Below are 23,471 nucleotides of genomic sequence, written 5' to 3'. Positions count from 1 at the left end.
GTACCGGCCAATTCGCCAAAAGGCTCAGGTGGCCGCTCGCTTCGCTCGCCCCGCCCTCACTCCTCAAGTTCGCCAAGTTTAGTTACCGCTTTGACAACAAGTCGCATTTACACACAAAATGCCACTTCTTTATTTTGTCAACAGTCTGAAGTCTCCACTTTTGGTGGAGGCTTTTAATTTTATGCGATTTTTTTGTCATTTAGTTTAAGGAGGAAAAATGTATAAGGGGCTCCTAGAGAAAGCCAAACTCCACAAAGGCTATACCTTAAAAAGTTAAACGCATTTTCATAAGGCATAATAAATTTTAACCCTTCTTTTAGAACAAAAAATACGACAACCCCTATTAAAAATTTTATTACCTGTTTCGAAAAAGTTCCATGAGTAGTAAAATCAAATTTTTCTTTGTCTACGAAGTAACCTGTTAAAACACCAGCTACGAGTCCCATGTGTTCATATATATCCTTATGCGGGAAAATCCATACAAGTATGATAGGGATTGCAATCGAAAGCAATATTTTCAAATAAAAGGGAACTCTTAAAGTGTTTTCTTTAATAATACTGTCAATAAGTTCACTTAGCACTATTATCAAGAAGGCAATCAATATTCCGCCTACAATGTCTATAGGCCAGTGAACCCCTAGGTACATTCTTGAAAAGGATACGAGAATAACTATAAGGCTTCCGGCATACCATAGCCATTTTTTGTTATAGTGGACCATTAAAGTTCCCCAGAAGGTTGCAGAACCCTGTGCATGACCGCTGGGAAAAGAATAACCTCCAGCAGATTGAGTAAATATTGAGCGTATTCCAGGATATCCTATGGGGCGGGAAATCTTTGTTATTTCCTTTATAACGGTGTTTATATAGATGGATGCTATTAAAATGAGGCCAAGTTTTAAGCCAAATCTTTTGTCTATGCACCAGTAAAAAAGAGGGATGAAAATAAAGTAAAAGCCGGCACTTCCAAGCATTGTAATTATTATAAAAAGATAATCCAGTAAAGGGTTAGAGATAGTCTGTATGGCTTTTAATATTTCTGCTTGCATTTTATCACCTCAATATATATAATTCACCAGAAAAACTCGATTTCCTTCAATAAAAAATTTTTTAACACAAATTTAATAAAACTTGTGGTAAAATGTAAATAATAGAGTTTAAATTTAACAATTTTATAGGGGGTTGTAAAAGTGAATTTTTTTGAAAGAATTTATGGCGTGTTTTTTCAACCAAAAGAGACTATGGCAGACATAGTGAGAAAAAAACCAGTGTGGCAAGGCGTGTTAGTTTTGATTTTAGTAGGACTTTTATCATCTCTATTAGCTTTCAAGTTAGGGCCTTTTGGACAGGTTTCCTTGACAGAGCCGGGATTACCTCATACTCCAGGGTTTAATCATTTTAACAATTTGTTTTTTGTATTTATCGTTTTTGCTAGCATTTTTATAAATCCCATACTGTATTTTGTGAATGCAGCTATATATCACTTTATAGCCGAGGTTTTGGGTGGAGAAATGTACTGGAAGGAGGAAAACGAAGAAAGAGAAGAAGTAATTTTAGGAACAGGCAGGGGGCTTTATTCCGCAGTATGTTTTTCTGTTCTTCCAAGCATTTTTTCTGCTTTGATTTCTCCTATTATAACGAAAGTAAGTGGTGCTGGAGGAATTATTATAAGTATAATTGTTTCCATTGGAGTATTCGTATGGGTTGCTATTTTAAATATTATAGCGATAAAAGAGAATTACAAATTAAGTACAGGTAACGCAACACTGGTATTTTTTCTGCCCGCGATAGTGGTAATAGTAATTGGGATTATAGTAATTTTAATCTTAGGAAGCGCTTTTTTGGGAATATTTTCCGATATAATGAGAGGGATGCCGCCCATGCAATAATTATCAAAGAAACATATTTTAATATTTTGCAAAATAAGAGGGCTTTGTCCCTCTTTTTGTTTTTATTATTTGTCGAAAATTATTTTCTTAAATTTAGCAGGATTTTTGAAACTTATAAAGAATATATAAAAATATAGATGGGTGGTGTTGATATGAGAGAAAATGGAAAAGTACTGATAAAAGATTTAGAAAAGAAAGACAAAAAGGCCTTTTCACTTTGGTTGCAGGATGTTAATGTGGTTAAATTTTTGATTGATTTATTTAGAATATCGAGAAAGAAAGACAATGTCTTGAATATACCTTTTGGTAAAAATCGCAAGATGTTCGTTTTGGAAACGGAAGAAGGTGAAAAATTAGGCTTCTGCGTTCTTTACGATATCGACTGGCAGCAGAAAAGAAGTAGCATGTATATTTACATTGAAAAAAAGGAAAATATAGAAATAGATACTGCTCAGGAAATAGTAGATCTGCTTCTTAAGAGTACAGCTTTGAAGTACAATTTAAGAAATATCGAAGTTCATACAAAGAGTCTAATTTTTGCAAAATGCTTTAGCAGAATAGAGGATTTTAAGAAAGAAGAAGATGGGTATAGTTTTAAGGTGGCTATTGATAATAATACGTTAAGTTTAAATGCGGCCCGATAAGGGTCTTTTACTTTTCTAAAAGTTTAAAACGCAAGGGGTGTCTTAATGAATATACCAAATATTTTAACTTTAGTAAGATTTTTGTTAATACCCGGCTTTATATATGCTTTTTTTTACATTCCAGAAGGGAATGTCTATGCGGCTATTATTTTTATGCTTTCTGGAATAACGGATATATTGGACGGATATATTGCGAGACATTTTAATCAGGTAACTAAGCTCGGGACTTTGTTAGATCCCCTTGCGGACAAGCTTATGGTTTTAACTGTTTTGACGAGTCTATGGGTTAAAGGGTTTATCCCTTTTTTCATAATTGGAGTTTTAGCTGTAAAGGAATTTACAATGATATTAGGGGCGGCTTTTCTTTACAGAAAACGGCGAATTGCCATATCAGCTAATGTTTATGGGAAAGCTGCAACTCTTCTTTTTTATATTGCCATAATTTTTTCTCTTTTCAGGTGGCCTTACAGCCTAACTTTAATGATTTTGGCATTAAGCTTGGCGATTGTTGCATTTTTTGTTTATGCTTTTGAGTTTTTTAAAAGAACTATTTAAAATTAAACTTTTTCATCGTACAGGACGATATAAAAGATATAGATTAATCGCAGGAGGGAATAAAAAATTGAATAAGAAAGCAATTGGGTTATATAGAGTACAGACAAAGCTGAGCCTAGTTGTTGTATTAATTGTGATTATTTCTTTGCTTTTGAGCGGATACATATCGTATAGATTTTCCTCTCAGGAGATTTCCAATTTGACTTTGAATAATTTGCTAAATAGTGTATCTGCTGTAAATCAAGAAATGACTCTTTACCTTGATAATACTGCTAGCAAACTGAGTTACTTTGCGAAAAGTGATTACAACCTGTTGTCAACTGGAACGTCTCAAGAGGAGAACAGTAACAAAGTAGATAGTATGTTGATCAATTTAAAGAACATGACTCCAAATGCTTCTTTAGTGTATTATGGAACGGCAGATAAAAAAATTTATACTTTTCCACATGTGAATTTAGACCCTGATTTTGATCCTACTTCAAGGCCATGGTATAAAGGTGCTGTGGAAGCAAAAGGGAGCCCTTTTTGGACCGATGCATATAAAGATGAAGTTACAGGAAATTATGCTATTTCTGTGTCCCAAGCAGTTATAAATCCTCTTACGAATGAAGCAGTAGGAGTTGTGGGTATGGATTTAAATTTATATGGGATAGAGAACCTTTTAAAGAATGTAAAAATCGGACAAAAAAGTATGATTTTTCTAGTAGATAAAAATGGTATAGTGTTTGTGGATTCTGGTAAAAAGTTGGTAGGAGCGGATTTAAGTAAACAAGCCATAGGGCAGCAGATTATGAAGAGTAAAGAAGGGAATTTAGAGTCTAAATTCGAGGGGGCAGATAGCGTAATAATTTTTAATACAAATCCTATAACTGGATGGAAGATAGTGGGTGTTGTGAATAAATCTGATTATCTTTCTGCTGTTTCAAAGATTAACAGAAGTTTTGTTGGTATAATCATAGTGTTTTCCGTTGTTGCTCTTTTGGCAGCATATCTTTTCGCAAAAAGTTTTACGCGGCCTATCTATGAAGTCATGGGAGCGATGTCAAAACTTAGAGAAGGGGATTTAACTTCGTCTGTGGATGTGAAGAGAAGCGATGAATTTGGAGTCCTGGAGCAGGAGTACAACGAGACAGTAAGTAATTTAAAGGCGATTGCCAAAAGGGTTAAAGAGTCGAGCAGCTATCTAATAGAGGCATCAAAGAATTTTAAAGAGATAAGCAATAACACTGCCAGTGCTGTTGAAGACGTAGCGAAAGCTGTGGAAGACATAGCAAAAGGAGCAAATGACCAGGCACAAGAAATATCAGCTAGTGTGCAAAAAGTTTCTGAATTCGGACAGGATATAGATAAGGTTTTAAAAACTACGCAAGAGGTTAGGCTGTATTCAGAAAGGGCTGATGATGTTAAGGCAAAAGGATTGGAAAGGTTGCAGGCTTTAAAAGAAAGTTCAGAAGAGATGAATAAGGCTGCAGTTTATGTTTTTGAAACTATTAGCAGGATTAGAGAAAGTTCTAAAGAAATAACTGCCATCACTTCTGTAATAGAAGAAATTGCTGATAAAACAAATCTTCTTTCATTGAATGCAGCAATAGAAGCAGCCAGAGCAGGTGAAGCAGGCAGAGGATTTGCTGTTGTAGCAGAAGAGGTAAAAAAATTAGCCCAGCAGTCGGCTGAGTCTACGAGCCGAATAAAAGAAATAATTGAGGAAATGCATGGTGCGATAAGTCTTGCTGTAGAAGCTATGCAAAACGTAGATCAAAGCATTGTAAGACAAAACGAAGCGGTAAAAGGGACTCAAACTGCTTTTGCAGAATTTGAAGATTTCATAAACAATGTGACTAAAAGGATAGATGAAATAAATTCTCTCATGAACCTAATGCAGGAAAAGAAAGACGAAATAGTTGCTTCGATGGAGAACATTTCGGCGATTTCACAAGAAACAGCTGCTGCGACAGAGGAAGTGAGCGCCTCCACTGAAGAACAGCTCTCAGCAGTAGAAGACTTAAAGAGCGCTGCAAAAAACTTAGAAGAGGTGGCATTAGAACTAGAAGAAGCTGTGAAGGTTTTTAGGATTTGAGAGAAGGACAAGAGAGTTGCTTGGAGGTTTTTACCTTCAAGCAATTTTTCATTTTGTTTCTTTTCATTCTTGTGTTAAAATAATTATACGCAGCATATGGGTATACCATAGGGGGGTGTTAGTATAGAGCATATAAAGAAGCTGGAGAAGTTAAGAGACTATGTAAAGAATTTAAAGAGGGTGTTAGTAGCTTTTTCTGGAGGGGTAGACAGCACTTTTTTGGCAAAAGTCGCATATGAAGAGCTTGGAGAGGATATGCTGGCCGTCACTATTTCAACACCCCTGCATCCTAAAAGGGAGATAGAAGAAAGTAAAAAATTAGCGAAGGTTTTGGGTTTTCCCCATTTGGTGGTTAGATATGAGGAGGTACTTGAGATAGAGGAATTTAAGTCTAATCCTTTGAATAGGTGCTATGTTTGTAAGAAAAACCTGTTTTCAAAGCTTAAGGATATTGCGGAGGAAAGAGGATTTTATTACATTGTCGAAGGGACTAATGCGGATGATGTTAATGATTTTAGACCTGGGAGAAAGGCATTAAAAGAATTGGGCGTACTGAGTCCTCTTTTGGATTGCGGGATAACCAAAGAAGAAATAAGGCTTTTTTCAAAAGAGATGGACCTTCCTACATGGAATAAGCCTTCTTATGCCTGTCTTGCATCGCGAATTCCTTATGGAGAAGAAATAACTTATGAGAAGCTCTCTATGGTTGAAAAGGCAGAGGAAAGTCTAAAGAGTTTAGGTTTTGATGGATTTAGAGTGAGATATCACGGGGATGTGGCTAGGATAGAGTTAAGAAAAGAAGATATGGAAAGAGTTTTTGAAGAAGATATTAGGAAGAAAATGGTGGAAGAGGTCAAGAAAGCAGGATTTAAATATGTGGCTTTGGACCTTGAAGGCTACAGGACTGGCAGTCTTAACCCTAAGAGGAGAGGAGTAGAGGATGTATAAGGAAAAGATACTTGAAGTTCTTAAGGAGTTCAAGGAGGGCAGAATTTCACAGGAGGAAGCTTTAAATATCCTTCAGAATCTGCCGTACGAAGACCTTGGATTTGCAAAGGTTGATTATCACAGAGAGCTGAGGAAAGGCTTTCCTGAAGTTATCTTTTGCGAGGGAAAGACTCCTTATCAGGTTAGAGAAATAGCCTTGGCTATGCATAGAAAAGAGGTGGATGTCCTTGGTACAAGGGCATCAAGAGAGCATTTTGAAGCAGTAAAAGAGGTTATAGATAAGGCTATCTATTATGAAGAGGCCAGAATAATTTCTGTGAAGAATACCCCGTTAAAAAAGACAAAAGGAGTTATAGGGATAGTTGCAGCTGGTACTTCTGATTTACCTGTTGCAGAGGAAGCAGCTGTCACTGCTGAGCTTATGGGGAATACTGTAAAGAGATTTTATGATGTAGGAGTTGCAGGATTACATAGACTGCTTCACAAGCTAGATGAAATAAGAAAGTGCAGGGTATTAATTGCAGTGGCAGGGATGGAAGGAGCTCTTCCCACAGTGCTGGGTGGGCTAGTGAGTGCTCCTGTGATTGCTGTGCCGACAAGTGTCGGATATGGTGCGAATTTCAAAGGGCTTTCAGCGCTCTTGGCAATGTTAAATTCCTGTGCTAGCGGAGTAACAGTTGTTAACATTGACAACGGCTTTGGCGCGGCTTACGCAGCCACTCTGATAAATAAGATAGGGGAGGAAGAAAAATGAAAATACTTTATTTTGACTGTTTTGCAGGGATTTCCGGAGACATGACTATAGCTTCTTTGCTGAATCATGTGGATGAAGAGGAGTTTAAAAAGGAAATAAAGAAGATCGCATTGAAAGATTTTGATATTGAGATCAATACAACGCGCAAAAATACTATAAGCGCGAAAACTTTCAAAGTAATCTATCAGGAGGAGAAGCATCATCACAGGCATTTAAAAGATGTAAAAGAAATTATAGAAAAAAGTGAGCTTTCTGAGAAGGTAAAAAAATTAAGCGTTGAAATGTTTGAGAGGCTGGCTGAAGCGGAAGCGAAAATTCACGGCAGAAGTGTGGAAGAGGTGCATTTTCATGAGGTAGGAGCTGTTGATTCTATTGTGGATATAATAGGAACGGCCATATTAGTTGATATGATAAACCCCGATAAAATTGTATCATCTCCTCTTCCTGTAACGTCGGGATTTGTACACACGCAGCACGGACTTATGCCTGTTCCAGCTCCTGCTACTGCCGAGCTTTTAAAAGGAATCCCGGTGAAAAGCATAGATATAGAGGGAGAGCTTGTAACTCCGACAGGAGCTGTGATTATAAAGACTCTGGCGGGCGAGTTTGGTGGTATTCCAGATATGGTGATACATTCTGTCGGATACGGTGCAGGTATGAGAGACCTTGAGATACCCAATTTATTGAGGACTTACGTAGGAGAAGAAATAAAAAAAAACCTGAGACCTTGACGGTTTTAGAGACAAATATAGACGATATGAACCCCGAGTTTTATCAGTATTTGTTTGATAAGCTTTTTGAGAATGGAGCCTTAGATGTTTTTTTAACACCTGTAATCATGAAAAAACAGAGGCCAGGTGCTCTTATTACAGTTATATGTGAAGAGGAGAAGGTTGGAAGGTTAAAAGAGGTGATTTTCAAAGAGACTACTACCTTTGGAATAAGGTATTATGAAGTGTTAAGGCACAAGCTGGACAGAGAAGTTGAAGAAATTACTACGCCTTATGGGAATATAAGAGTCAAAAAAGGGTATTTTAATGGAAAGCTCATTAAAGCCTATCCCGAGTATGAGGATGTGAAAGCTGCTTCAAAGAAAACAGGTAAGGGGATAAATGATGTTTACAGGGCTATCATGAAGGAAATAGAAGATAAGTTTTTTAAATCTTAAAAGCGGGGCTATTTCCCCGCTTTTAAAGTAAAGTAAAAAGTTGTTCCTTCTCCTTCTTTGCTCCTTATTCCGAAATCGCTTTGATGTAGGGTAAGTATTTCTTTCACTATTGCAAGGCCAAGTCCTGTTCCAGATTTATTTCCTTTGTAGAATCTATCAAATATATGCTCAAGGTCTTTTTCCGGTATTCCGCATCCGGTATCTGATATTTTGATGAGGACATTTTTATCCTGAAGTTCTGCGGTGATAGAAAGTATTCCTCCATTTTCCATGCTTGCTATAGCATTGCTTATTATGTTTATTATTGCCCTTTTTATCATCTCTCTATCTGCTACGACTTTAACTTTCAAGTTTTCAAGTCTTACTTCAATGTTCTTTTCTAAAATTTGAATTTCAAATATGTCCAGTGTCTCAAATATTAATTTTTCTAAATCAATTGTCTCTTCTTTTATTTCTACCATTCCCGATTGAAGTTTAGAAAGCTGCAGAACATCGTCTACCAGCTTTGTCATCCTCTCTGTTTCTTTGATTACTGTGTTTAAGTATTTTTCTCTTTTTTCTTTGTCTTCTCCATAATAATCTAAAAGCATTTCTGAATATCCCCGTATTAAACCTAGAGGTGTTTTTAAGTCATGGCTTATGTTTGCAATTAAATCTTTTCTAAACCTGTCTGTTATAGAAAGCTGCTTTACCATTGTGTTCATGGACTTTGCCAGATCTCCCAGTTCATCTTCCTCTTTGTAATTTATTTTTACGTTCAAATTTCCTGAAGCGATTTCATGGGCTGCATTTTTTAGAATCTGTATTGGGCGAGTGAATTTTTTGGACATATAGCTGGACACGACAAGAGTGGAGACTATGGTGAGTGCGAAGATCCACCAGAAGACTTCTTTAAAGAGATTGACAGAGTCGTTTATAGAAGCCTCAGGCAAGCTCATAATCAAGATAGCGGGTTTGCCGTTGTACAGAAAAGGCCTCACAATTGAGAGATATTCTATATGGAGAAATGGGTGTTCATATTTTATAACTTTTGTAGTGTTAGTAGGTTTCAATAGCATTTCAGGGATTCCAAGCCCTCTCATTCCGTGTCCTCTATTGTTTCCGGCTATTACCATGTTGTTTTCTGTGATTGCTATTACTCTTGCGTTTGATTTATCTATGAGTTCGCTTATTAGCATTTCATTGTTATTATTTATGGCCTGAACTATTTGCTCGCTGTAGCTTTTTAATTGATTTATCTTGTAATACTCGTATATCTTATTTATGAGAACCACCTGTGTCAACCAGAAAAGCAAAAGTACTATTAAAGCTATTAAAAGGTATGATATAAAAAGTTTTTTCCTTATTCCCTTCAAATCAGTCACCTTCCAATTTATAACCTATTCCCCATACGGTTTTTATGAGATTTCTTTTTTCACCTAATTTTTCTCTTAACTGTTTTATGTGAGTATCGACTGTTCTTAAATCGCCGTAAAAATCGTAGCCCCAGACTTCATTGAGACATTTTTCGCGGGATACGACTTTTCCTTTGTTGTCCAGTAAAAGTTTTAAAAGGTCGAATTCTTTTGGAGTGAGTTCAATTTTTTTGCCATCAACAGTGACTTCTCTTGAATGAACATCCATGACAATTCCTTGATATTCTGTTTTTCCTTCCTCTTGAGAGCCGTATGTCCTTGATAAAATTGCTTTTACACGGGCTACTACTTCTCTGGGACTAAAGGGCTTTACTACATAATCATCTGTGCCCAATTCAAAGCCTAAAAGTTTGTCGTATTCTTCTCCTCTTGCTGTTATCATCATCACTGGAACTTTTGATGTTTCTCTTATTGTTTTTAAAATACTCCATCCACTTATGTCAGGAAGCATTATATCCAAGAGGATTATCTTTATATCTTTGTTTTCGTTGAAAAGGTCAAGGCCTTCTTTTCCATTTTCTGCTGTTAACACCTGATATCCATTATTTTCTAAATAAATTTTTAATATATCTCTCATTCCTTCTTCATCTTCAATTACCAGAACTTTGTGCATCAAAAAACACCTCCCAATTTTAGTTTACTTTTTTTTCGGCAAGTTTACAATATTTTAAATTAAACTTTCACACTTTCCTCACAGATTTTAAAAAAATGTGTCATACTTTAGGGATATCATAAATAATGAAAATAAAATTATTGAAAGGAGGTACTTTAACTTGAAGAGAAACAAGTGGTTAATTGCATTAGCGGTAATACTTGCTTTGGCAATTCCTCTTACAGTTTTTGCTGCAAATCCTGAGGCTGGAACAAAAATTAAGAGCTTTTTTGGGATTGACACATCTAAATTGACACCTCAGCAAAAACAGATGATTTACGATTACAACAAAAAAATTGCAGATATTGAGAAAGAGTTTGTGAACAAGCTTGTGGATGCAGGGCTTATAACAAGGCAGCAGGCAGACAATATGATTAAAAACATTGATGAAAGAGTTTCTAAGGCAAATGAAAACAACGTTCCTTTCTTCATGGGCGGAAAGGGATTTGACAGAGGATTTTTTGGAATAGGCAGAATAGACACATCACAATTCACAGATGAACAGAAAAAGGCTTTGGAAGATATATACAAACAAATGGCTGAACTTCAGAAAAATTTGGTAAATAAACTGGTATCTGAAGGGGTTCTTACTCAGGACCAGGCAAATAAAATTATAAATGCTATAAATAATGCAGTAGCTAACAATAAGAAGAATTTACATGCTATGTTTGGTGGAAAGGACGGGCTTGGGTTTATTTTAAAGGGAATTAACCCATCGAAGTTAACAGAACAGCAGAAAAATGAGCTTATCAATTATTTCAAACAAATGGCACAGCTTCAAAAACAGCTAGTTGACAAGCTTGTAAGCTTTGGAACAATCACACAAGATCAAGGAAATACAATCAAAAATAGGATTGATGAGATGGTAAAGAATATAGAGCAAAATGGATTGCCTCAGGGTTTTTTCAAGCATTTTGAAGGAAAAAGAAGTTTTGAAAATAGATTTAAAGGCAAATGGTTTGAGAAAAATAGCGATTCCCTAGTAGTACCTCAGGCGAGTGGAAATTCAATATAAAGGGTGGCTTCTGCCACCTTTTTATTTATTTTTTTAACTTCACATTATTATGTGAAAATGCTCACAGCTTTTTCACAATTTCATTATTGGTTGCTCAAACTAAAGGGGTATTATATAAATGTAACAACAAAAAATAAAAAAAGGAGTGGTGTTAAGATGAATTTTAAAAAGACTATAGCAGTAGTACTTACAGGAGGAATGCTTTTAAGTGGAGTGGCAGCTTATGCTGCGACAAATGGCAGCACGATGAATGTTCCACAAACAAAGCAGTATTCAAGTGAGGCTCCAAGGTATGGCATGAGCAGGAATGCAGATTTTCTAGCTAAATTGACCGGGAAAAGTGCAGACGAAATCTTGAATGAGTTAAAGGCAGGAAAGACAATGGTCCAAATTGCAGAGGAAAATGGGATAACACTTGACAGCCTGAAGAAGGCACTAATCGAGCAAAAAGAAGCTTATATAGACCAGCTAGTAAAAGAAGGCAAAATAACACAGGAGAGAGCTACTCTCATGAAGCAAAATATTGAGCAGAGAATGAACTCTTGGAATGGAACATGCCAGTATGGTAAAGGCTCTGGATTAGGGCTGGGAATAGGTTATGGCAAAAGTAATGCTGGGAAAATGAGTGGTTTTGGTCAGGGTTTTGGAGCCAAAGGACAATTTAGAGGAGGTAGATAAAAGGCAGGGATTACCCCTGTCTTTTATTATATATTTCCATTACTGGCTTTAGTTTTAAAGTCAAGTAAGATGCTACAATGGCTTTTATTATATCTCCGGGTATAAAAGGAAGAGCTCCTACCATAATGGCTTTTTTCAAAGATATGCCTGTAACAAAAGATAATTGCAATATTCCCGCAATATATACAAGTAGTATTCCAAATAGAATATATGAAAGAAGTACGTTAAAAAAGTTTACCTTTCTATTCTTCAAGGTCAAAGAGATGAATAAAGCGGCGAAGGGCCAGCTTAGTATGTAACCTCCTGTAGGTCCTGCGATGACGTTTATTCCACCAGTTAGGCCGGAAAAGACCGGCACTCCTACTGCTCCTAAGAGGTCAAAGACGAAAAGGCTCAAAAAAGCAGGGACAGGATTTAAAAGTCCTCCTGCGAGCATAACCGCGAATGTCTGACCTGTTATTGGTACTGGCGAAAAAGGTAAGGGTATTTTTACAAATCCCATTATGAAAGTTATGGCAGCAAATAAGGATGCCATAGTCATGTCTTTAGTTTTTATCATTTTTTTGCCTCCTTAATAGGATTTTCATGGCTATATTATAAATTTTGGGTTTCAAATTGTCAACTATTTTTTAAAATTGGTTAACTATTTTTCTAAAAAAGAATCCCCCTCTAAAAGGGGGATTATGAATTACTCATTCTTATCTTCAAATTTTAGATCTGCCATATCGTAGGTAAATTCTGCAAGTCTTACGTTTAGATATATAGGCATGTCAGTGCGAACAGCTAAAGCTATGGCATCACTTGGTCTTGAATCTAATTTTATAAGTTTATCTCCTTGTTTTATGTGAACTTCCGCGTAATAGGTGTCATCTTTAAGGTCTGTTATGACTACTTTTTCCGGTTTTCCACCCAATTCTTCGATGGCCGATTTTAGCAAGTCAGGGGTTAGAGGTCTAGGGGGTTTTATTCCTTGAAGAGGTATCGCAATATTTTGAGCCTCTAATGGTCCTATCACTATTGGCAACACCTTTTTTTCATTCTCATCTGTAAGAAGTACAGAAAAATTTCCCTCGACGTCCATGGTGATTGCCTTTACATTAAATCTCAACATTTTTTACACCTCGATTTCAATGCAATACTTTCCTTTAATATCATTATATCATACTTATACAAATTTAGTCCGATAAATTATATAGTCAAATCAAAGGATTTGAGGTATAATTTTAATTGGAATAGAAATTTTAGGTAGAAAAGCAAGGGCTAAAGAAGGAAGGTGGTAAGATGTTAGAAAAGAATGAATTGGTTGTAGCTCAGGCTTTAGCTGTAAAAACAGGGCTTATATTACCAAACGATGATATTTCAGAAATTGTTGCGGAAGCAGTCAAAGGTATAGTTGAAGATGGAGACATAGTCTGTGTAACAGAAGCAGTGGTAGCAAGGTCTCAAAATAGATATTTAAATTGTGATGACCTGGCTAATATGATTAAAGAAGGTTTCAGATTGAACCCCAAAAGTACTTTAGCGGTTGTGTACCCTATTGCCAGCAGAAACAGGTTTGCCCTTGTTTTGAAGGCAATAGCCAAAGCGACTGAAGGTGGAAGAGTGATTGTTACTTTTCCGATTCCATCAGATGAAGTGGGCAATCAAGTAATAGACCCGGAAATGGCTAGGATTCGCCTTGGTCTCAAGACTGTGTATAAGCATTTGACTTCTGCTAGAGGAAGTACACCTCATTTGAATATCCTGATCAGAGAAGTGATAACTGCTTTAATACTCCAGTCTTTGGGGTATAGCATTGTGGGCATGAGAAAAATTTTAGGAACAGGCCTATCAGACATAACTGTTAAAACTCCTGAGGGGTTGATTGCTCCTTTAGAAGTCACTTTTACAGACCATCAAAAGGCGGCAAAGAAAGCTGTAGAGATTTTAGCAGACATGCCTGAAGCTCGTAAAGCCTTTGCTGCAGGTGTGGACCTTGGAAGGAAAGAGTTTGTTCTCTTTGATGCTTTAAAATATGTTTCTGGAGAGGAGAATCCGATATATCAGATTTCTTTTGCTGACAAACTGGATGCTTTTGCAGACGATGAAGCTATATACTCTGAAGAACTTGGTAATGAGATGTTTAAGCATCCTATAACGGGTGTGGATTACAGGCGGCTATATCTAGACATCATCGAAGAGGCAGGAGCAAAAGGAGAAGTGATATTTACGAATAACCCCTTTAAAGTTTATGAAATGGGTTATTTAGATGGCATAATCCTCGGAGAAGTTCATGCGAGAAAGTTCCGCAGAGACCTTTTCTTGGCTTTTGGAGCTAGAGTGCCTGTAAAAACGCTAGATGAAATAGGCCCAACACCCTGGGGAGTAATAGGTTCTAACGTTTCTGATTACGAGAAAGGGGTACTTAAGTTACTTCCCGAAGATGCAGACGGCACAGCAGAGAAGATAAGAGAGAAGATAGTTGAAAAAACGAACAAAGACGTGGACGTATTAATTTTTGGCGATGGAGCCTATAAAGATCCAGATACAGGTATATACGAATTGGCAGATCCCTATCCTTCTTTAGGGTCTTCAGTAGGATTGAGGGGATTTAAATTAAGAGAGGGTAAAAAACTTAAACTTGCTGTAGATACTCTTTATAACAAGGGCTACACCAGAGAACAAATTGAGGAGATTTTGAACAAAAATCAGGAGGAGCAGAGTGACCTTGGTACTACACCGAGGAGGTTAGTCAGTATAGCGGCTACGCTTGCAGACCTTTTAGCTGGTTCAGCAGATCAGGGGACTCCGATTGTCATAGTAAGAGGCATGAAAAGGGGCTGAATTTAATTTTTGAGCGGGCGCTAAAATAGAAAGATAAAAGGGGGAGATTGGTATGCCTGCCTTAAAAATTGCCGCCAATGCGCTTACTATATTAAGAGCGGTAATAGGCTTGATAATTGGGGGATTAGGGTTTTTGCAAGGTCGAAGAGCTTTAAAGGCAGCGGTTTTACTTCTTATGACTGCCTGGTTTAGTGATGTCGCTGATGGATTTCTGGCAAGAGCTTCAAAGGTAAAAGTCAAAGACTGGATCGGAGAGCACGACCTCTACGCTGATATGACGGTATCTGCAGGAGTGCTATATTACCTTGCTTCTAGTAATTACATTTCTGCTTATGTGGGATGGGGGGTTTTTATTGGCTCTGTAATTTTACTTTACTATTTCCCGTCCACTACTCTTGCAGAAGGGCTTCAGGCTATCCCATATGCTATGATGATTTATACAAGTTTTGTGCATATTCCACTTTATGGCTTTTTGATTGTTGCTTTCCTGCTTTTTCTGATAGCCATAACTTGGCCGCGCTTTCCGAAGGAAAAAGTGCCTGGCTTTTTAAACGGTATGAGGAATTTGAGAAGGAGAGTTTAAGAGGCTATTGACAAGTTCGAAAAGTTTGGATATATTATATATCAAAATGGAATATTGGGCTGTGAAGGAGAGGAGTAAGTGTACACTGGCTACAGAGAGGGACATCCCATGGGCTGAAAGGAGTCCCGCCGAAGGTACACTGAAGGTAGCTCTGGAGCCTGCGGGCTGAAATTGTAGTAAGCCCGATCGGGTTTTGCCCGTTACAGCGTGAGTGATAAATGAAGGTGGTACCGCGGAATGCCCTTTCGCCCTTCCATGGGTGAAAGGGTTTTTTAAATAGGATGAAACAAAAGTCTTTTAAGGGGTGTGAAAGATGAAAAATATAGCCAAAACTTATAATCCCAAGGAGTTCGAAGATAGAATCTACTCCTACTGGATGGAAAAGGGTTTTTTTACTCCAGAGATTGATCCAGAGAAAAAGCCTTTTACAATTGTTATACCTCCTCCTAATGTTACAGGAGAACTTCACATGGGACACGCTTTAGATAATACTCTTCAGGATATATTAATAAGATGGAGAAGGATGCAAGGATATGCGGCTCTTTGGATTCCTGGCACAGACCATGCAAGCATAGCTACGGAGATAAAAGTTTTAGATAAGATAAGAGAGGAGACAGGCAAAACCAAAAAAGACCTCACGAGAGAGGAGTTTCTGGAAAAAGCGTGGGAGTGGAAGGATAAGTATGAAAATAGAATCTTAAGCCAGCTTAAAAAACTTGGCTCTTCCTGCGATTGGACAAGGACAGCTTTTACAATGGATGAAAAGCGTTCAAAGGCTGTAAGAGAAGTCTTTGTGTCTTTGTACGAAAAAGGGCTTATATATAAAGGGAATAGAATAATAAACTGGTGCCCCAGCTGCAACACTGCACTATCGGATGCAGAAGTGGAGCACAAAGAGCACAAAGGATATCTCTGGTACATCAAATATCCAGTAAAGGGAGAGGAAGGCTATGTAGCAATTGCTACAACGCGCCCCGAAACCATGCTGGGGGATGTAGCTGTAGCTGTGCATCCTGAAGATGAGAGGTACAAGCACTTAATTGGCAAGACTTTAATACTTCCGCTTGTAGGAAGAGAGATACCTGTCATTGCGGATGAGTATGTGGACCCCTCCTTTGGAACGGGAGCTGTAAAGGTGACTCCAGCTCATGACCCCAATGATTTTGAAATAGGTGTAAGGCATAACCTGCCTTTTATAAATATAATGAATGAGAATGCGACAATAAACGAAAACGGAGGTAAATACGAAGGCCTTGACAGGTATGAAGCCAGGGAAAAAATAGTGAAAGACCTTGAGGAACAAGGACTTCTCTTGAAAGTAGAGGAGCATGTCCACAATGTAGGTCATTGCTACAGATGTGATACGGTTGTTGAGCCTTTGCTTTCTGAACAGTGGTTTGTCAAAATGGAGCCTCTAGCCAAACCAGCTTTACAGGTAGTAAAAGAGGGTAAAATAAGATTTGTACCCGAGAGGTTTGAAAAAATCTACACAAATTGGCTGGAAAACATAAAAGACTGGTGCATTTCAAGGCAGCTGTGGTGGGGACACAGAATACCGGCTTGGTACTGTGAAGATTGCGGCCATGTGACAGTTTCTAGAGAAGATCCTGTAAAATGTGAGGCCTGTGGCAGCACTAACATACATCAGGATGAAAATGTATTAGATACATGGTTTAGTTCTGCATTGTGGCCCTTCTCAACCATGGGATGGCCGGAAGAGACTGAAGATTTGAAGTACTTCTACCCAACAGATGTATTAGTCACGGGTTATGACATAATATTCTTCTGGGTTGCAAGAATGATATTCATGAGCCTTGAATTTATGAAAGAAATACCATTTAAGTATGTGTTAATTCACGGACTTGTAAGGGATGCCCTTGGAAGAAAGATGAGCAAATCATTGGGGAATGGAATAGATCCTCTGGAGGTTATAGAGAAGTATGGAGCTGATACACTGCGCTTTACACTCGTAATAGGAAATGCGCCCGGAAATGACATGAGATTTAGCTGGGAAAAGGTAGAGCACAGCAGGAATTTTGCGAATAAGCTCTGGAATGCATCCAGGTATTTGCTTTTGAACCTGGATGAAAATGATACGAATCTGTACCTTGACAATCTAACTCTTGCAGATAAGTGGATATTGACCAGATACAATAACATTGTAAAAGAAATAACAGACAATTTAGAAAAATTTGAGCTGGGAGTTGCTGCTTCAAAGCTTTACGACTTTGTATGGAGCGAGTTCTGCGACTGGTATATAGAGCTTAGCAAGCCTGTCCTTTACAGCGACAATGAGGAAGCCAAGAAAGTTACAAAATCTGTATTAAGATATGTGCTTGACAATACATTGAGGCTTTTGCATCCTTTCATGCCATTTATTACCGAGGAAATATGGCAGAATTTGCCCCATGAAGGGGAAAGCATAATGGTGGCAGAATGGCCAAAATACAGGGAAGACCTTGATTTTGAAGAGGATGCTAAAAAGGCGGAAATTATAATGGAGGCTATACGCGCTATAAGGAATATAAGGGCGGAAGCCAATGTATCTCCTTCTAAGAAGGCAAAAGTAATAATAGCTGTTGAGAAAGAAGAGCATGAGAAAATTTTTGAGTCTGGTAAAAACTATATAATGAAGCTTGCTGGAGCGAGTGAAGTGGCAATTGAAAGAAACAGAGACAACATACCTCAAAAAGCTATGAGTGCGGCCATTTCCGCAGGGCTGGTAGCCGTACCTTTAGAAGAGCTTATAGACCTTGAAGAGGAGATAAAGAGGCTTGAAGAGGAAAGAGAAAAGGTGTTGAAAGAAATTGAAAGAGCTCAAAACCTTTTGAACAATGAGAATTTTGTCAAAAAGGCTCCTGAAAAAGTAGTAAATGCAGAAAGGGAAAAGCTTGAAAAGTACACTGCTATGTTAAAGAACATAGAGGAAAGATTGAGCCTTTTAAATAGCTAATCCTGTCAGGGGGAGTTTTATGATTTCTCTTTTCAAAAATTTAAAAAGGCAAAAGAAAGAGCCAGAGATTGTAATAAGGGAAGCGAAGGTAAAAGATGCCAAGGGCATAGTCAAACTTTTAAATAGCGTTGGAAAAGAAAAAGTGTATATAGTATCGGAGAGCTTCAACTGGACGGAAGAAGAGGAGAGGCAGCTTATTAAAAATCTCGACAGGACCAAGGATCTGATTCTCGTAGCAGATTATGGGGGTGAGATTATAGGCTGTCTCACCCTTTTCCGCTACTATGGTGGAAGGTCTCCAAAAGTGCAGCATATTGGAGAAATAGGAATAAGTGTGGATGCGCGCTTTAGAAATAGAGGAATTGGCACCAGGCTTTTTGAAGAGGCTATAAATTGGGCAAAGAGTAGAGGTTATGAGAAACTTTGTCTGAGCGTGTTTAGCACTAATGAAGTAGCCATACATCTATATAAAAAATTTGGTTTTATAGAAGAGGGGAGGAGAAAAAAGCAGTTCAAAATAGGCGATGAATATGTAGATGAGGTTTTAATGGGATTATTTTTATAAACTTAAAATAGGGGATGGGGCAAATGACATATGAAGAGGCTATCCAGTACATTCACAGTACTTACAAGTTCGGCATGAAATTAGGACTTGAAAATATAAGAAGGCTTTTGGAATATATGGGGAATCCTGAAAAAAATCTTAAAATTATTCATGTAGCAGGGACCAATGGAAAAGGGTCCACTTCTTCTTTTATAAGCAGCATTTTAAAAGAAGCTGGTTATAAAGTGGCTCTTTATACCTCTCCTTATCTTGAAGAGTTTGAAGAGAGGATGAAAATAAACGGAGAAAATATTTCCAGGGAAAAGCTCGTTTACTATGTAGAGTACATAAAGCCAATAATTGCAAGGATGGTGCAGGAAGGATATAATCACCCTACAGAGTTTGAAGTCATCACTGCCATTGCTTTTAAATACTTTTATGATGAAGAAGTAGACTTTGTAGTGCTGGAAGTAGGACTGGGGGGAAGATTTGATGCCACAAATGCTATTTCTTCTTCTCTCGTTTCAGTTATAACTTCTATTGATTACGACCATATGGATAAGCTTGGAAATACCTTAGGAGACATAGCCTATGAAAAAGCAGGGATAATAAAGAAGAAAGGAGTTGCAGTAAGTTTTTACCAGCAAGAAGAGGCCTTAAAAGTGATTAGTGATGCCTGTGAGGTAAGAGAAGCCTATTTAACTATCCTGGATAAAAATAATATAGTGATAAAAGAGCAAAATTCGGATTTTCAGGTTTTTGATTATAAAAATTTTAAGGATTTGAAGATAACTCTTCTGGGTACTCATCAGATTTATAATGCTTCTCTTGCGGTGGAAGTCGTTCAAAAACTTAAGAATATTTATGGATATCAGATAAGCGAAGAGGCAATAAAAAGAGGCTTAATGAATGCGAAGTGGCCTGGGAGATTAGAGGTCATGAAAAAAAGGCCGTACTTAGTAATAGACGGTGCACACAATTCGCAGGGGATGACAGTGCTGAAAGAAAGCCTAAAATTATTTAATTATAGGAGATTAATTTTGGTTATTGGGATGCTCAAAGATAAAGAAGTAGATAAAATGCTTAATATCATAACTCCTGCGGCAGATGTAATTATAACTACTACTCCGCTAAGCGACAGAGCTTACAGCGCAAGAGACCTTGCCAGCAAAATTTCTAGTAATAGTGTGTTCGCAGTAGATCAAATTGACAAGGCAGTAAATGAAGCATTAAAAATGGCTGGAGAAGAGGATATGGTCCTTTTTTGCGGTTCTCTTTACATGATAGGACATGTGAGGAAATTGTTAAGAGGAGTACTAAATAAAAAATGATTTTAATATAATGAAAGATGTAGAGCCCGTGAAGAGAAGGTGGTTGTTATGGAAATTACAGGTAACTCATTGCTGCAGGAGATAGATAAAGCACTAAAGGCAATGAAAGAAGCAGAGAGAAATTTAGAGATGTTAGAAAATGACAACTACCTTAAGATAAAATTAGCTCGACTAAAGTACGACTTTGCTAGAGAGGAATACCTAAGGCTTTTAAGGATTGCTAGAGAACAAAAGTTAAAATACAGCATAAGCGAATTGGCAGAAAAAATAGTAGACTAATGGTAAAAGCGGTCCAGAATGACCGCTTAAGTTATTATTTATTGCTCAGGGATTTTGATTTCCTCTTCAAAATCGCATTTAGAATTTTGAGAATAAGCACAGCAAAAACCATTGCAATTATGGATGCACGTAATTGCATTACACTTCTTCATTGTGAAAAAGTTGAATTTTATAGGCTTTAATTCCTGCATTATCGTTATCTCAAAGTATGTCATAAGGATCGCCCCTTACATTTTTGATATTTATATTATATACCTTATTCATTTATCTGTCAATTGCAAGAATAAAAAGTAAAATTTCAGAATATAAGATAATTTTTAAAATATAGCCCTATATGTCATATAAATTTGCAATTATTTTGGGGTTTTTGTTTATTGAAAAAATACAGGGAATATGATAAAATAAACACTGTCGGGGCATGGCGCAGCGGTAGCGCGCGCGGTTCGGGACCGTGAGGTCGCAGGTTCAAATCCTGTTGCCCCGACCATAATAGTAATCATGCATGTTCCAGGACTCACCTACAGGCTAAAAAAACGTGTAGTTGTAAAGTAATTGGAACATTCGAATAACGACAACAATATATCGGTAAGATGCATGGTCACCTCACTGATAAAATTGAAAAATAATGAGGTGATTTTTTATTGCGCCAATTCAAATGAAGAGGGATATTTTTATCTGTTTAAATTTTAAAAAGTAAAAAAGCTTTTTTGTTTTGCGGAACTAAATTTTATTGGTGATATATAAAAAATGAAAAAAAGAAGAAATATACAGATAGATTTGCAAAAGCAAGGTGTTAGAAGGATTTTTTGAAGGTTTTGGTACTTTACTGGAAGAGGAAAGTTTGTTAATATAAAAATTAGAAGCTTTTGTATGAAAATAAAAAGGAGAAGAGGAATAATGAAAATAGATTTTAAAATGTTTTTTGTAATTTTAATTATTGCTCTTCTGGTAAATGTTTTAATAATACACATAAATGAAATTAAACTCGCGAATCAAGTTGATAAGGTGACTTCTTTTGCTTGGGATAAAAAACTTGCTGACAATGTAGAAAATGGGATTAGAGTAGAGATTTACGGACCCAGTTATGTTGATAGAGGTAATAAATTGCAGAAGTATCAGATAAGGTTAAGCCAATCTATTTACAAAAATGAGAATTGGATAGTGTTATCTTCCGTAAAAGTAAAAGTTACGCCTCCTTATAATAAAGGAGAAGGTCTATGGGTTCCTGGAGTCGACAATAAAGCGGGACTTTTGAGAAAATATTTAATAGGGGAACCCTTTGTTGTAAGCATGTCCAATAGTGGGGAAGCTTATTGGAAAATTAATTCATTGTTTTTTGCTACAACTTTTTATAATGAGAATCAAGAAGACAATAATGATATAACATTAAAGATGGCTCTGATTCCTATAGCAGGTACAGGAGAATATGTGTGCGAAGGGAAGGTTTATGTTGAGATGACATTTTATGATGTTTTAAATAGAATACACATAAAAAGAAGTTGTGAAGCTCCGTATTATGTGAAAGTAGGGGGATAACACTTCGAGTATTTAAGAAGAAAAGTTTCCCGTGGGCATTCCTCTGCATATTATGAAACTATACTGGTATGTGGAGGGATGCCTTTTGTATCTATATGTAGCTAGTATGGGAGAAGATTTTGTTGAAAGGATTGACCTTATGACTTTCTCGAGAGATTATGTCAAGGTTAAGTCTTATAATAATAAGCACCTTCCTTTAAATGTTTATACTAAATATCTCTGTGGCCCACGCAAATTGATTCTCGATATGGATAGAGAAAAAATTTATACTCTTAATTGTTATGATAATTCAGTGAGTCTTATAGATAGGGGAAAATTTCTATTTGAAGGATCTTGGTATGTAGGCCTTTATCCTGTGGATGGAGTTTTATACAAAGGGTGTATTTTCGTTGTGAACGCAGATTCTAATTCTGTTAGTATTTTTGATATAGGGGAAAAAAGAGTTACGGGACAATTCAAAGTAGGAAGTTATCCCCAAAGAATACTCTACAGTAAGAAACACAATGTGTTTTTTATAAGCAATATGAATTCGGGCGAAATTTTGTTGATTGACCCGGAACATTATACGATTTTGGATTATGTAATGTTAAGGTCAAGTCCAGTAGATATAGCTTTTTCAGAGGATGAAAATTATCTTTATGTGGCAAACAACTGTTTTGATTCTGGAGGAAATGGAAAGGTTTCTATAATAGACCTAAAAGACTTGAGAATTGTAAATGAGATAGATGTAGGGAAAGTACTCATAAAGATTTCGAAGGAAAAAGACTTTTTGTATATTTTAAGTGGTTATTCAAATACTTTTTGCCAAGTAGACTTGATGAGTGGAAGAAAGAAAGAAGTCTACTGTGGAGAAGCTCCCTTGGATTTTGTCATATTCAACAATTTTGCCTATGTAGCGTCTTCAGGGGACGACAGAGTCTACGTATTTGAACTGATGAGTATGGAAAAATATAAGGTAATAAAAACAAAAAAAGACCCCTCCGGCCTTCTCATTGACCAGTAAGGGCTTTGATTATATATGAGTATACATCCTGTGATTTTTGTTTCCAGTTATCGCATATCAACTTTGCCTGTTCGCTGTTTACTACGTTTATGTTTAATTCTATCAATACAATGCCATTTTCTACTACTTTGCAATTGGCTATATACTGGTTTTCGGCTTTTTTGTAGTAAGTTGCTATATACTGGGATTCTTGTTTTATTTTTTCTTTGTTAAGTAGGATATACTCGTCTATTTTTTGCCTTCTTTCAAAGGGAATTCGTGTGAAAAAAAGTTTTAAAATTTCTATTCCTTTTTCTGTTATATGATACTTTTCTTCCTCTATCCTGACAAATCCGCTTTCTATAAGTTCATCTATGTATTGTTTTAGGTAGAAATAATTCATAAGGCGGTTATCCAGGACGATTTTGCTAAGCTGTTCGTCTGTGATAGGCATGTTTATTCTATTCAAAATGTAAAGAATTATAAGTTTATTTTCCGCTAATTCTTGTATTTCGTAGGCCAAATTACCACCTCACATTGCACTACATGTGGTGCGTTTAAATTAATTCTATCACAAAATATACAATAAAGAAAGAGAGTACCAGACGTACTCTCTTTAAGGTTTTTTTTGCATGTATTCAGATTCGC

General features: G+C 36.8%; 23 protein-coding genes, 1 tRNA gene, 1 pseudogene and 1 other annotated feature. Of the genes and pseudogenes, 18 read left to right on the top strand and 7 right to left on the bottom strand.

The window, feature by feature from the left end; translation table 11 throughout:
* Nucleotides 1–179 precede the first annotated feature (179 nt).
* Nucleotides 180–1,046 (bottom strand): phosphatase PAP2 family protein, encoded by an 867-nt coding sequence (locus tag ACPLVE_RS08705; protein WP_424611170.1) that lies wholly within the window; start codon nucleotides 1,044–1,046, stop codon nucleotides 180–182.
* A 141-nt stretch (nucleotides 1,047–1,187) separates the two neighbouring features.
* On the opposite strand from ACPLVE_RS08705, the gene ACPLVE_RS08700 reads away from it, so the two are divergent.
* The 7 genes and pseudogenes from ACPLVE_RS08700 (at nucleotide 1,188) to larC (ending at nucleotide 8,032) form a co-directional block, all read left to right on the top strand.
* The gene (locus ACPLVE_RS08700; protein WP_424611169.1) at nucleotides 1,188–1,886 is read left to right on the top strand and encodes a YIP1 family protein; all 699 of its coding nucleotides are present in this window, start codon (nucleotides 1,188–1,190) and stop codon (nucleotides 1,884–1,886) included.
* 152 nt (nucleotides 1,887–2,038) lie between these two features.
* Nucleotides 2,039–2,530: a hypothetical protein gene (locus ACPLVE_RS08695; protein ID WP_424611168.1), complete on the top strand. Its 492-nt coding sequence runs from the start codon at nucleotides 2,039–2,041 to the stop codon at nucleotides 2,528–2,530.
* A 45-nt stretch (nucleotides 2,531–2,575) separates the two neighbouring features.
* The gene (locus tag ACPLVE_RS08690; protein WP_424611167.1) at nucleotides 2,576–3,085 is read left to right on the top strand and encodes a CDP-alcohol phosphatidyltransferase family protein; all 510 of its coding nucleotides are present in this window, start codon (nucleotides 2,576–2,578) and stop codon (nucleotides 3,083–3,085) included.
* Nucleotides 3,086–3,152: 67 nt separating this feature from the next.
* Entirely contained in the window at nucleotides 3,153–5,162 is a 2,010-nt protein-coding gene (locus ACPLVE_RS08685; protein WP_424611166.1) for a methyl-accepting chemotaxis protein, read from the top strand.
* A gap of 123 nt (nucleotides 5,163–5,285) precedes the next feature.
* Nucleotides 5,286–6,110 carry an ATP-dependent sacrificial sulfur transferase LarE gene (gene larE, locus ACPLVE_RS08680; RefSeq protein WP_424611171.1) on the top strand — a complete coding sequence of 275 codons (825 nt, stop codon included), beginning with the start codon at nucleotides 5,286–5,288 and terminating at the stop codon, nucleotides 6,108–6,110.
* Nucleotides 6,103–6,864 carry a nickel pincer cofactor biosynthesis protein LarB gene (gene larB, locus ACPLVE_RS08675; RefSeq protein ID WP_424611165.1) on the top strand — a complete coding sequence of 254 codons (762 nt, stop codon included), beginning with the start codon at nucleotides 6,103–6,105 and terminating at the stop codon, nucleotides 6,862–6,864. The genes larE and larB overlap by 8 nt, the downstream gene beginning before the upstream one ends.
* A pseudogene (gene larC, locus ACPLVE_RS08670) lies at nucleotides 6,861–8,032 on the top strand (nickel pincer cofactor biosynthesis protein LarC). The gene larB and the pseudogene larC overlap by 4 nt, the downstream one beginning before the upstream one ends.
* Nucleotides 8,033–8,040: 8 nt before the next feature.
* Here the strand turns inward: larC and ACPLVE_RS08665 are convergent.
* Nucleotides 8,041–9,387 carry a sensor histidine kinase gene (locus ACPLVE_RS08665; RefSeq protein ID WP_424611164.1) on the bottom strand — a complete coding sequence of 449 codons (1,347 nt, stop codon included), beginning with the start codon at nucleotides 9,385–9,387 and terminating at the stop codon, nucleotides 8,041–8,043.
* Between the two features lies 1 nt (nucleotide 9,388).
* Nucleotides 9,389–10,060, bottom strand: a complete 672-nt coding sequence (locus tag ACPLVE_RS08660) for a response regulator transcription factor (protein WP_424611163.1) — start codon at nucleotides 10,058–10,060, stop codon at nucleotides 9,389–9,391.
* Nucleotides 10,061–10,220: 160 nt separating this feature from the next.
* On the opposite strand from ACPLVE_RS08660, the gene ACPLVE_RS08655 reads away from it, so the two are divergent.
* Together ACPLVE_RS08655 and ACPLVE_RS08650 are read left to right on the top strand one after the other, a co-directional pair.
* Nucleotides 10,221–11,114: a DUF2680 domain-containing protein gene (locus tag ACPLVE_RS08655; protein ID WP_424611162.1), complete on the top strand. Its 894-nt coding sequence runs from the start codon at nucleotides 10,221–10,223 to the stop codon at nucleotides 11,112–11,114.
* A gap of 156 nt (nucleotides 11,115–11,270) precedes the next feature.
* Nucleotides 11,271–11,792, top strand: a complete 522-nt coding sequence (locus ACPLVE_RS08650) for a DUF2680 domain-containing protein (protein WP_424611161.1) — start codon at nucleotides 11,271–11,273, stop codon at nucleotides 11,790–11,792.
* A gap of 10 nt (nucleotides 11,793–11,802) precedes the next feature.
* Here the strand turns inward: ACPLVE_RS08650 and ACPLVE_RS08645 are convergent, their stop codons facing one another.
* Both ACPLVE_RS08645 and ACPLVE_RS08640 read right to left on the bottom strand, forming a co-directional pair.
* Nucleotides 11,803–12,351 (bottom strand): biotin transporter BioY, encoded by a 549-nt coding sequence (locus ACPLVE_RS08645; protein ID WP_424611160.1) that lies wholly within the window; start codon nucleotides 12,349–12,351, stop codon nucleotides 11,803–11,805.
* Between the two features lie 129 nt (nucleotides 12,352–12,480).
* On the bottom strand, nucleotides 12,481–12,903 hold the full coding sequence (locus tag ACPLVE_RS08640) for a bifunctional nuclease family protein (protein WP_011025173.1): 423 nt from the start codon (nucleotides 12,901–12,903) through the stop codon (nucleotides 12,481–12,483).
* A 170-nt stretch (nucleotides 12,904–13,073) separates the two neighbouring features.
* Between ACPLVE_RS08640 and ACPLVE_RS08635 the strand changes: the two genes are divergently transcribed.
* The 6 genes from ACPLVE_RS08635 to ACPLVE_RS08610 all read left to right on the top strand — a co-directional run bounded on the left by ACPLVE_RS08635 (nucleotide 13,074) and on the right by ACPLVE_RS08610 (nucleotide 20,305).
* Nucleotides 13,074–14,615 (top strand): coenzyme F420-0:L-glutamate ligase, encoded by a 1,542-nt coding sequence (locus tag ACPLVE_RS08635; RefSeq protein WP_424611159.1) that lies wholly within the window; start codon nucleotides 13,074–13,076, stop codon nucleotides 14,613–14,615.
* Nucleotides 14,616–14,667: 52 nt separating this feature from the next.
* On the top strand, nucleotides 14,668–15,198 hold the full coding sequence (locus tag ACPLVE_RS08630) for a CDP-alcohol phosphatidyltransferase family protein (RefSeq protein ID WP_424611158.1): 531 nt from the start codon (nucleotides 14,668–14,670) through the stop codon (nucleotides 15,196–15,198).
* A 52-nt stretch (nucleotides 15,199–15,250) separates the two neighbouring features.
* Nucleotides 15,251–15,454, top strand: a binding site (T-box leader).
* Nucleotides 15,455–15,511: 57 nt separating this feature from the next.
* Entirely contained in the window at nucleotides 15,512–18,151 is a 2,640-nt protein-coding gene (locus ACPLVE_RS08625) for a valine--tRNA ligase (RefSeq protein ID WP_424611157.1), read from the top strand.
* A 19-nt stretch (nucleotides 18,152–18,170) separates the two neighbouring features.
* Entirely contained in the window at nucleotides 18,171–18,716 is a 546-nt protein-coding gene (locus ACPLVE_RS08620; protein WP_424611156.1) for an N-acetyltransferase family protein, read from the top strand.
* Nucleotides 18,717–18,739: 23 nt separating this feature from the next.
* Nucleotides 18,740–20,026 (top strand): bifunctional folylpolyglutamate synthase/dihydrofolate synthase, encoded by a 1,287-nt coding sequence (locus ACPLVE_RS08615; RefSeq protein WP_424611155.1) that lies wholly within the window; start codon nucleotides 18,740–18,742, stop codon nucleotides 20,024–20,026.
* Between the two features lie 48 nt (nucleotides 20,027–20,074).
* A complete protein-coding gene (locus tag ACPLVE_RS08610; RefSeq protein ID WP_424611154.1) occupies nucleotides 20,075–20,305 on the top strand; it encodes a hypothetical protein in 231 nt (76 codons plus the stop codon).
* Between the two features lie 38 nt (nucleotides 20,306–20,343).
* On the opposite strand, the gene ACPLVE_RS08605 is transcribed toward ACPLVE_RS08610, so the two are convergent.
* Nucleotides 20,344–20,520, bottom strand: a complete 177-nt coding sequence (locus ACPLVE_RS08605; protein ID WP_424611153.1) for a hypothetical protein — start codon at nucleotides 20,518–20,520, stop codon at nucleotides 20,344–20,346.
* 197 nt (nucleotides 20,521–20,717) lie between these two features.
* Here ACPLVE_RS08605 and ACPLVE_RS08600 point away from each other — a divergent pair.
* The 3 genes from ACPLVE_RS08600 (at nucleotide 20,718) to ACPLVE_RS08590 (ending at nucleotide 22,844) form a co-directional block, all read left to right on the top strand.
* Nucleotides 20,718–20,792, top strand: a tRNA-Pro gene (locus tag ACPLVE_RS08600).
* A 383-nt stretch (nucleotides 20,793–21,175) separates the two neighbouring features.
* A complete protein-coding gene (locus tag ACPLVE_RS08595; protein WP_424611152.1) occupies nucleotides 21,176–21,841 on the top strand; it encodes a hypothetical protein in 666 nt (221 codons plus the stop codon).
* A 52-nt stretch (nucleotides 21,842–21,893) separates the two neighbouring features.
* Nucleotides 21,894–22,844 carry a YncE family protein gene (locus ACPLVE_RS08590; protein WP_424611151.1) on the top strand — a complete coding sequence of 317 codons (951 nt, stop codon included), beginning with the start codon at nucleotides 21,894–21,896 and terminating at the stop codon, nucleotides 22,842–22,844.
* Here ACPLVE_RS08590 and ACPLVE_RS08585 read toward each other — a convergent pair.
* Entirely contained in the window at nucleotides 22,831–23,346 is a 516-nt protein-coding gene (locus ACPLVE_RS08585; RefSeq protein WP_424611150.1) for a DUF4364 family protein, read from the bottom strand. The genes ACPLVE_RS08590 and ACPLVE_RS08585 overlap by 14 nt on opposite strands.
* Nucleotides 23,347–23,471: the final 125 nt, after the last annotated feature.

It is taken from the genome of Caldanaerobacter sp. (genome assembly GCF_049701115.1).
Lineage (GTDB): Bacteria > Bacillota > Thermoanaerobacteria > Thermoanaerobacterales > Thermoanaerobacteraceae > Thermoanaerobacter.
This window is presented reverse-complemented; position numbering and strand designations above follow the sequence as displayed.

Excerpts from the sequence above, each read along its gene's own strand:
- ACPLVE_RS08705 (WP_424611170.1), bottom strand. The coding sequence starts at position 1,046 with ATGCAAGCAGAAATATTAAAAGCCATACAGACTATCTCTAACCCTTTA.
- ACPLVE_RS08695 (WP_424611168.1), top strand. The coding sequence starts at position 2,039 with ATGAGAGAAAATGGAAAAGTACTGATAAAAGATTTAGAAAAGAAAGAC.
- ACPLVE_RS08690 (WP_424611167.1), top strand. The coding sequence starts at position 2,576 with ATGAATATACCAAATATTTTAACTTTAGTAAGATTTTTGTTAATACCC.
- larB (WP_424611165.1), top strand. The coding sequence starts at position 6,103 with ATGTATAAGGAAAAGATACTTGAAGTTCTTAAGGAGTTCAAGGAGGGC.
- ACPLVE_RS08660 (WP_424611163.1), bottom strand. The coding sequence starts at position 10,060 with ATGCACAAAGTTCTGGTAATTGAAGATGAAGAAGGAATGAGAGATATA.
- ACPLVE_RS08650 (WP_424611161.1), top strand. The coding sequence starts at position 11,271 with ATGAATTTTAAAAAGACTATAGCAGTAGTACTTACAGGAGGAATGCTT.
- ACPLVE_RS08645 (WP_424611160.1), bottom strand. The coding sequence starts at position 12,351 with ATGATAAAAACTAAAGACATGACTATGGCATCCTTATTTGCTGCCATA.
- ACPLVE_RS08640 (WP_011025173.1), bottom strand. The coding sequence starts at position 12,903 with ATGTTGAGATTTAATGTAAAGGCAATCACCATGGACGTCGAGGGAAAT.
- ACPLVE_RS08635 (WP_424611159.1), top strand. The coding sequence starts at position 13,074 with ATGTTAGAAAAGAATGAATTGGTTGTAGCTCAGGCTTTAGCTGTAAAA.
- ACPLVE_RS08630 (WP_424611158.1), top strand. The coding sequence starts at position 14,668 with ATGCCTGCCTTAAAAATTGCCGCCAATGCGCTTACTATATTAAGAGCG.
- ACPLVE_RS08625 (WP_424611157.1), top strand. The coding sequence starts at position 15,512 with ATGAAAAATATAGCCAAAACTTATAATCCCAAGGAGTTCGAAGATAGA.
- ACPLVE_RS08620 (WP_424611156.1), top strand. The coding sequence starts at position 18,171 with ATGATTTCTCTTTTCAAAAATTTAAAAAGGCAAAAGAAAGAGCCAGAG.
- ACPLVE_RS08615 (WP_424611155.1), top strand. The coding sequence starts at position 18,740 with ATGACATATGAAGAGGCTATCCAGTACATTCACAGTACTTACAAGTTC.
- ACPLVE_RS08610 (WP_424611154.1), top strand. The coding sequence starts at position 20,075 with ATGGAAATTACAGGTAACTCATTGCTGCAGGAGATAGATAAAGCACTA.
- ACPLVE_RS08605 (WP_424611153.1), bottom strand. The coding sequence starts at position 20,520 with ATGACATACTTTGAGATAACGATAATGCAGGAATTAAAGCCTATAAAA.
- ACPLVE_RS08595 (WP_424611152.1), top strand. The coding sequence starts at position 21,176 with ATGAAAATAAAAAGGAGAAGAGGAATAATGAAAATAGATTTTAAAATG.
- ACPLVE_RS08590 (WP_424611151.1), top strand. The coding sequence starts at position 21,894 with ATGAAACTATACTGGTATGTGGAGGGATGCCTTTTGTATCTATATGTA.